Origin of the sequence: Actinokineospora diospyrosa, assembly GCF_024171925.1 — a bacterium.
GTDB lineage: Bacteria > Actinomycetota > Actinomycetes > Mycobacteriales > Pseudonocardiaceae > Actinokineospora > Actinokineospora diospyrosa.
Genome location: NZ_JAMTCO010000016.1, coordinates 228,116 through 234,981, shown reverse-complemented (window position 1 = coordinate 234,981; position 6,866 = coordinate 228,116). Strand labels below are relative to the sequence as shown.

General features: G+C 67.5%; 3 protein-coding genes and 1 rRNA gene. All 4 read right to left on the bottom strand.

Annotated elements, in window-relative coordinates; translation table 11 throughout:
- Nucleotides 1–191 (bottom strand): 16S ribosomal RNA (locus LV75_RS29785); the annotation flags it as partial.
- 431 nt (nt 192–622) lie between these two features.
- Nucleotides 623–4,156: an FkbM family methyltransferase gene (locus tag LV75_RS35690; RefSeq protein ID WP_253890666.1), complete on the bottom strand. Its 3,534-nt coding sequence runs from the start codon at nt 4,154–4,156 to the stop codon at nt 623–625.
- 64 nt (nt 4,157–4,220) lie between these two features.
- Nucleotides 4,221–5,564 (bottom strand): type I glutamate--ammonia ligase, encoded by a 1,344-nt coding sequence (gene glnA / locus LV75_RS29775; RefSeq protein WP_204450640.1) that lies wholly within the window; start codon nt 5,562–5,564, stop codon nt 4,221–4,223.
- Between the two features lie 16 nt (nt 5,565–5,580).
- A complete protein-coding gene (locus LV75_RS29770; protein ID WP_253890665.1) occupies nt 5,581–6,858 on the bottom strand; it encodes an MFS transporter in 1,278 nt (425 codons plus the stop codon).
- Nucleotides 6,859–6,866 lie beyond the last annotated feature (8 nt).

The following is a 6,866-nucleotide window of genomic DNA, read 5'->3' as shown; positions in this document are numbered from 1 at the left end:
ACCATGCGGTAGGAAGTCATATCCGGTATTAGACCTCGTTTCCAAGGCTTATCCCAGAGTATGGGGCAGATTACCCACGTGTTACTCACCCGTTCGCCGCTCGTGTACCCCGAAGGGCCTTACCGCTCGACTTGCATGTGTTAAGCACGCCGCCAGCGTTCGTCCTGAGCCAGGATCAAACTCTCCAAAGATGCTTTAAGAGTTGTTACCCGACAAACAGACACCAAACTGGCATCATATTCATCTCAAAGGAACCCACAAATGGGGTTCAATCATTCAAGCTCTACTGGCTTAAATCGGCACACTGTTGAGTTCTCAAACAACACACGCACATCCGAATCAACCGCCACCCAGGGCGACCTCATCCGAGGCTGGTATTGCCTAGCAAGTTTGTGTTCACCTGATCGGGTCCACCAGCGTCGAGACCCGAAGGTCCGAGACCGGGAAGAAGTCGATCGTGGCAACGCCGCAGAACTCTACTCGGTTCGATTCGCGGTGTCAACCGCTCGACCCGTCAGACTCGGATTCCGTCCCCGCCAGGCTCTTGCGTCCTGTTCCGTCCGGCGCTCCGTGCGACATGGAGAAAGTTACCCACCCCGAATTCCAAAGTCAAATCGCCTGGTCAGCGGCTTGCGCGGGGTCGCAGCCACAGCGTGCGCACCCGGCCAGCGAGCACGTCGGCGACCGCGTCGGCGACGCTCACCGGTGCCTGTTCGCCCAGCCGCGCGAGCTCGTAGCCCCACGTGTTGAACTCGCCGAGCACCGCGGCCGGGTCATCCCCGAAACCGCTGGTCATGGCGCCGTCGAAGGCCAAGATCACGTTGGGCCGGTCCTTGCGCAGACGGCGCACGAGACCGCCCAGGGCCCGGTGCCCGAGGCCCGGAACGTCGACTTTCACGACCGACAAGCGCTGGGTTTGGGTGGCCTCGATGGCGTCGAGCTCGCGGTCGAGCCGGACCCCGGCGACCGGTGATCCACTTTGTGTGTCCGTGGTCACTTCCGCGGCCTCGAGCGGTCGGACACCGAGCCCACCCCCCGGCGCGGGTACTCCCACCAGCGGTGTTGCCGTGTCCCACGCGGCGGCCTCCAGGACCACCAGGCGGTCCGCGATCGCATCGGAGACGTTCTCGGAAACGTTGTGGCGCAACAACTTCACGGCGTCCGGGTCGGGTTCCACGACCACGACGGTGCCGCTCGTGCCGAGTCGGCTGAGCACGCGGATGGCGTGGTAGCCGACGTAGCCACCGACGTCGAGGAAGACGCTGTCGGGCTCGATCAGCGAGTCGACCAGCTCGGCGATGTCTGGTTCCCAGACCCCGTTGCTCGACAGGACCGCGGACATGACGCTGTCCTGCGACGGCAGCCTCAACAGGCCCGCGTCGCAGAGGACGGGCGAGCTCGGGACGTCGACAGAGACCCCGCGCTCGTGTTGCCGAACGACAACGCGGCGAAGGGCGTCGGTCGCGCGTAGAGCCTGATCAGCGGACCACGAGCCCATCGCGAGCCTGCTGTCAGCTTCGGCCTGTTGGGTCGACAACCGTGCTTCCAATGCGTCCAACCTGGCGTTGCTCGCTGCTAGGGCGGCGGTCAACTTGTGCACCTCGTCGGAGGTGCCGTGCAGTTCGCGTGTGGACGCATCGCGGAACTGGGCCGAGAGGTCATCGACCGCTCTTGCACCGGACACGGTCTCCCCGCGTAGGCGTACGACCTCGTCGCCTGTGGCAGAGACCTGCTTGCCGAGTTGACCCATCCGGTCGACGACCAGGTCCAGGTCGGCGCGCAGCAGATCCGTGTCGAGACCAGCTCCCGCGCTTGAGAGCCTGTCTTGGCGTTCGACGAGCTCTACCGCGGTGCGCTCTATCCCGTCGATGAGCGAGGCAAGCACCGAGGTGAGATGGGCGTCGTAGTGGTTGAGGACCCTCAGGACCGCGCGGCGCAGCTGCGGTGCCATCGGGATCTTGTGGCCCACGTCGGTGTCGGGACGGCGGTGCAGCGCATGCCTTGCGGCGCGTAGCGCGCGCAGTGGGTCGTCCTCGGTGGCGACGGCCAGAGCGCGGCCCGCGCGCCAACTGCGATAGGCGAGTTCGACCCGTCTGCGGACGGCAGCGCCAGCTGCTGCCGGTGCCAACCGTTCGAGTACGTGGGTGCGGGCTGCCGAGCCGATCTTGTCGGCGGTGGCGTGGTCGTCGACCAGGTCCCGGATCGCTCCGGCGACCATGGTGTCGGCGGCGAACTCGTCGGTCGGTAGAGGCACGCAACTGTCGGGTCCGAGCAGGTCAGCGGCGGTACTACCGGCCAGGGTGATGGTCGGGACAGCACGCAGCGATATCTCCGCCAGCCAGCGGTTTATCCGCGCTGTGTCGGGGCTGTCGGGTTGGTCGAGGGAGAGCACCCAGGTGGCCGCGTCGGCGATGGCGGTGAAGGCGGACTCGTCGGAAATCAGCCGGACCCTGGGGTCGGTTCCTGCGGAGAGGCGGAGTCGCTCGGCACCTTCGGACCGGGCGAAGATCGACGGCACGAGCAGGACGAGCCGGACGTCGTCGCGGTCGGGGAAGGCGGCGGCGAACGCGGACAGGAGGTCGTCCCCGCGGTCGGCGAAGGCGACGAAAGTTGGCTCGTCGCCGGTTCCTAGGCGATGTCGCGCCTGGTCACGGGCAACCTCGTCGCGCGCGCCTGGGTCAGGTAGCGGAAGAGGGACCGTGTGCGTCGCGATGCCATCGGGCGCAGGGGCGACGGTGGGCCAGACCAGCCATCGTTCGTCGGCGCGGAAGGGGATCGGGGTGAAGTCATCGCGGACGGCGATGATGTGCCGCTGGCGGGGCAGCCCGGTCTGTCCGCCGCAGGCGAGGACCACCGGGTAGATGGGCTCATTGGAGATCGGTAGGCCCGACGCTTCCGCGGCGAGACGAACTCGATCTGCCAGTGGGCCGACGCCCATGACGGATACGCCGATCTGGTCGATCAGGGTGACGTCCATGGTGTGCTGCCCGGGCACAGCGCGTTGGTGAAGGCGTCCGCTGAGCACGGCGTCGGTGGCGCACCAGTCGCGATAGGCGGCGGCGTCCACGCCAAACGGGTCGGGGAAGCGTTCTTGCAGGTCTGGGTCGTCTTCCCAGAGGGCCAGGGACCACTTGGTCGCGTCCGGCGTGCCTGGCTCGGGTGCGCATGCCCAGCGTAGGAATCCGGCAGGGTCAACACCGGCGGGCGGTGGTGCGTCCTGGGATGAGCGGGCTGCGCGATAGGCGGCACGAAGTGGCGCGGGGAAGAGGGTACCGTCGGCGAGCTTGCCGAACCGGACTGTTGGCTGCGGAAGGTCGTAGACGTCGTCAACTTCGTTGGCGTAGTCCGTGACGATCGAGGTCAACAGGGGGTGCTCGGAAAGCAGCACCCGTGGGTGGTCGGTGATGTCGGCCGTAAGAAGCCAGGGTTTAGCAGGGTCGAAGCCTCTGAAGGTGGCGGTGCGTAGAACCGCGCCGCCTGCGGTGAGGCTGCCGGAGGCGTCTCGGGCCAAGGCTCGTTGTGCAGCGTTCCAACCGGAGAGTCCTAGCCCGGGGTCCCTCAAGACGTGGTGGTCTGCCATGGCGGGCGCGCCGTCGAGGAAGGCACCGGCACGCGCGGGGTCAGCGAGACAGGCCTCTGCCCACGCGTGCAAGAAGGGCTCGACGCCGTGGGTGACGCCGATGAGGCTGTCGTCGTAGATGCCCGCAGTGAGCAGCTCTTGCTGGGTGGGTCGCAGACCGTCTGCCGGTAGCGGGCGCAGCACCCTGGGGACCAGGACGAGCGCGACGTCGTCCAGCGCGGCGGTGATGGTGCCCGCGAACGGCGCGTACACCCTGGTCCAGGGTGCTAGGTAGAGCACCGGGCAGGTGTGGTTCGCGAGGAGCGACTCCAGCAGCCTGGGGCGGAGGGCGGCGCAGGCCTCGGCGGCGGTGTGGCCGGTGGCGAGGTCGGCGAGTTCAGCCGGGTGGACGCCGATGTCCTCTGGGACCAAGACCCCGTCGGACCGCTCGCCGTCGACCAGCAAGGTCACGAACCGGGCGCCGGGGTGGTGGTCGAGGAAGGTCCGCTCGGCCAGTCGCGCTGCTGGGAGGTCCTGTGCGGCCACCGCAGTGCAGGCGATCAGAGGCGTCACGGCGTCGGGGGGCACGTCGGGCACCCGGCCAACCTAGTCGCTCGACGGGCGGTTGTGGGCCTACCTGTCGAGCGAAAGGGTGATCCGCTCAGAGCATGGGCAGGAGAGTCCGCAGCTCATAGGGGGTGACGCTGCGCCGGTAGGTGTCCCATTCAGTCCGCTTGTTGCGCAGGAAGTAGTCGAAGACGTGCTCACCGAGGGTTTCGGCCAGTAGCTCGGAGTTCTCCATCTCGGCTAGAGCCTCGCCGAGGTTCTGCGGGAGGTTGGCGTAACCGGCGGCGCGGCGCTCGGCGTCGGACAACGACCAGACGTCGTCTTCGGCGGCGGGTGGCAGCGAGTAGCCCTCGGCGACGCCCTTGAGCCCGGCGGCGAGGATGACCGAGAACGCCAGGTACGGGTTGCACGCCGAGTCGAGTGAACGGATCTCTACGCGACGCGAGGATGCCTTCGTCGGGGAGTACATCGGCACACGGACAAGGGCGGAGCGGTTGGCGTGTCCCCAGCAGACCGCCGTAGGTGCTTCACCACCGACGATGAGCCTCTTGTAGGAGTTCACCCACTGGTTGGTGACCGCCGAGATCTCGCGGGCGTGCTTGAGCAGACCCGCGACGAATGCCTTGCCGGTGGCGGATAGCTGGTACGGGTCTTCGTTGTCGTAGAAGGCATTTCGGTCGCCTTCGAACAGACTGACGTGAGTGTGCATACCGGAGCCGGGCTGCTCGGAGAACGGCTTGGGCATGAAGGAGGCGAAGACGCCCTGGGTGAGAGCGACCTCCTTGACCACGTACCGGAAGGTCATGACGTTGTCGGCCATGGTGAGCGCGTCCGCGTAGCGCAGGTCGATCTCCTGCTGGCCGGGGGCGCCCTCGTGGTGGCTGAACTCCACGGAGATGCCCATCGCCTCGAGGGTCTCGATGGCGTGCCTGCGGAAGTGCGTGGCGGTGGCGTGGCTCGCCTGGTCGAAGTAGCCGCCGTTGTCGGCGGGGGTGGGCTCGCTGCCGTCGTGCGGGAGGTTGTTGAGCAGGAAGAACTCGATCTCCGGGTGCACGTAGCAGGTGAACCCGGCCTCGCTGGCCTTCGACAGGGTGCGGCGCAGCACGTGCCGGGGGTCCGCCCAGGACGGTGAGCCGTCCGGCATGGCGATGTCGCAGAACATGCGCGCGGAGTAGGGCTCGCCGTCGGGGGTCTCCCAGGGCAGCACCTGGAAGGTCGCCGGGTCGGGCTTGGCGATCATGTCCGACTCGTACACCCGGGAGAATCCCTCGATCGCCGAGCCGTCGAAGCCGATGCCCTCGGCGAAGGCGCCCTCCAGCTCGGCGGGCGCGACCGCGACCGACTTCAGGAAGCCGAGCACGTCGGTGAACCACAACCGGACGAACCGGATGTCGCGTTCTTCGAGCGTGCGCAGGACGAACTCTTGCTGGCGATCCATGAGCGCAGCGTAGACATCAACTGGTGGTGCGCGCCTTATCGAGCCCGTGTGAGGTGATCCGCAGTGACATGAGCGCCGCCGCGGCGCACAGTCCGCCCGCGACGTACCAGGCGGGGTCGTAGCTGCCGTGGTGGTCGCGGGTGAGCCCCGCGCCGACGGCTGCGAGGGCCGCGCCGACCTGGTGGGAGGCGAAGACCCAACCGAACACGATTGGTCCGTCGTGGCCGTAGACCCTCCGGCACAGGGCCACCGTCGGTGGGACTGTGGCGACCCAGTCGAGGCCGTAGAAGACGATGAACGCCCACATGGGTGGCTCGGTGGTGGCGGCGAACAGGTGCGGCAGGATCAACAGCGACGCGCCGCGCAGGGTGTAGTAGGCGCCGAGCAGGTAGCGCGGGTCGATCTTGTCGGTGAGCCAACCGGATGCGATTGTGCCGATCACGTCGAAGAGGCCGACTAGGGCCAAGAGGCCCGCGGCTGTGGTGGTTGGCATGCCGTGGTCGTGGGCGGCGGGCACGAAGTGGGTGCCGATGAGTCCGTTGGTCGAGGCCCCGCAGATGGCGAACCCTCCCGCGAGGAGCCAGAAGGTGCCGGTGCGGGATGCCTGGCCGAGGACTTGGAGTGCGCGGGAGGCGGTGCGGCCGCTGGTCGCGGGGATTGGGTCCTCGGTGCCGGTAGCGCCGTAGGCCGTGGTGCCAACGTCGCTGGGCTTGTCCCGGAGTGCGATGAGGACAAGAGGGACGACGGCGAGTGCGGTGAAGGAGATGGCGAGTGACGCGGTCCGCCATCCACTGTGGGTGGCCAGCTGGGCCACTACGGGGAGGAAGACCAGCTGTCCCGCCGCCCCTGCCGCGGTAAGGACACCGCTGACGAGTCCCTGGTGCTTGACGAACCACCGCGAGGTGACAGTGGCGACGAAGGTGAGCGCCATAGAGCCGGTGCCAACGCCGACAAGGACGCCCCACAGCAGGAGGAGTTGCCAGCTCGCGGTCATGAAGACGGTGAGTCCGCTTCCCGCGGCGACGAGCACAAGCGCTCCGGAGACGACCTTGCGCATGCCCAGCCGTTCCATGAGGGCGGCCGCGAAAGGCGAGATCAGTCCATAGAGGAGCAGGTTGATGCTGACCGCGGTGGAGATGGTCGCGGTGGACCAGCCGAACTCGTTGTGCAGGGGATCGATGAGCACGCTGGGCGCGGCGCGGAAGCCCGCGGCGCCGACCAGGGCGACGAAGGCGACGCCCGCGACGAACCAGGCCCAGTGCGGCCGCCGGACCCGGATCTGTGTCTGTGTCACGGCGTCAA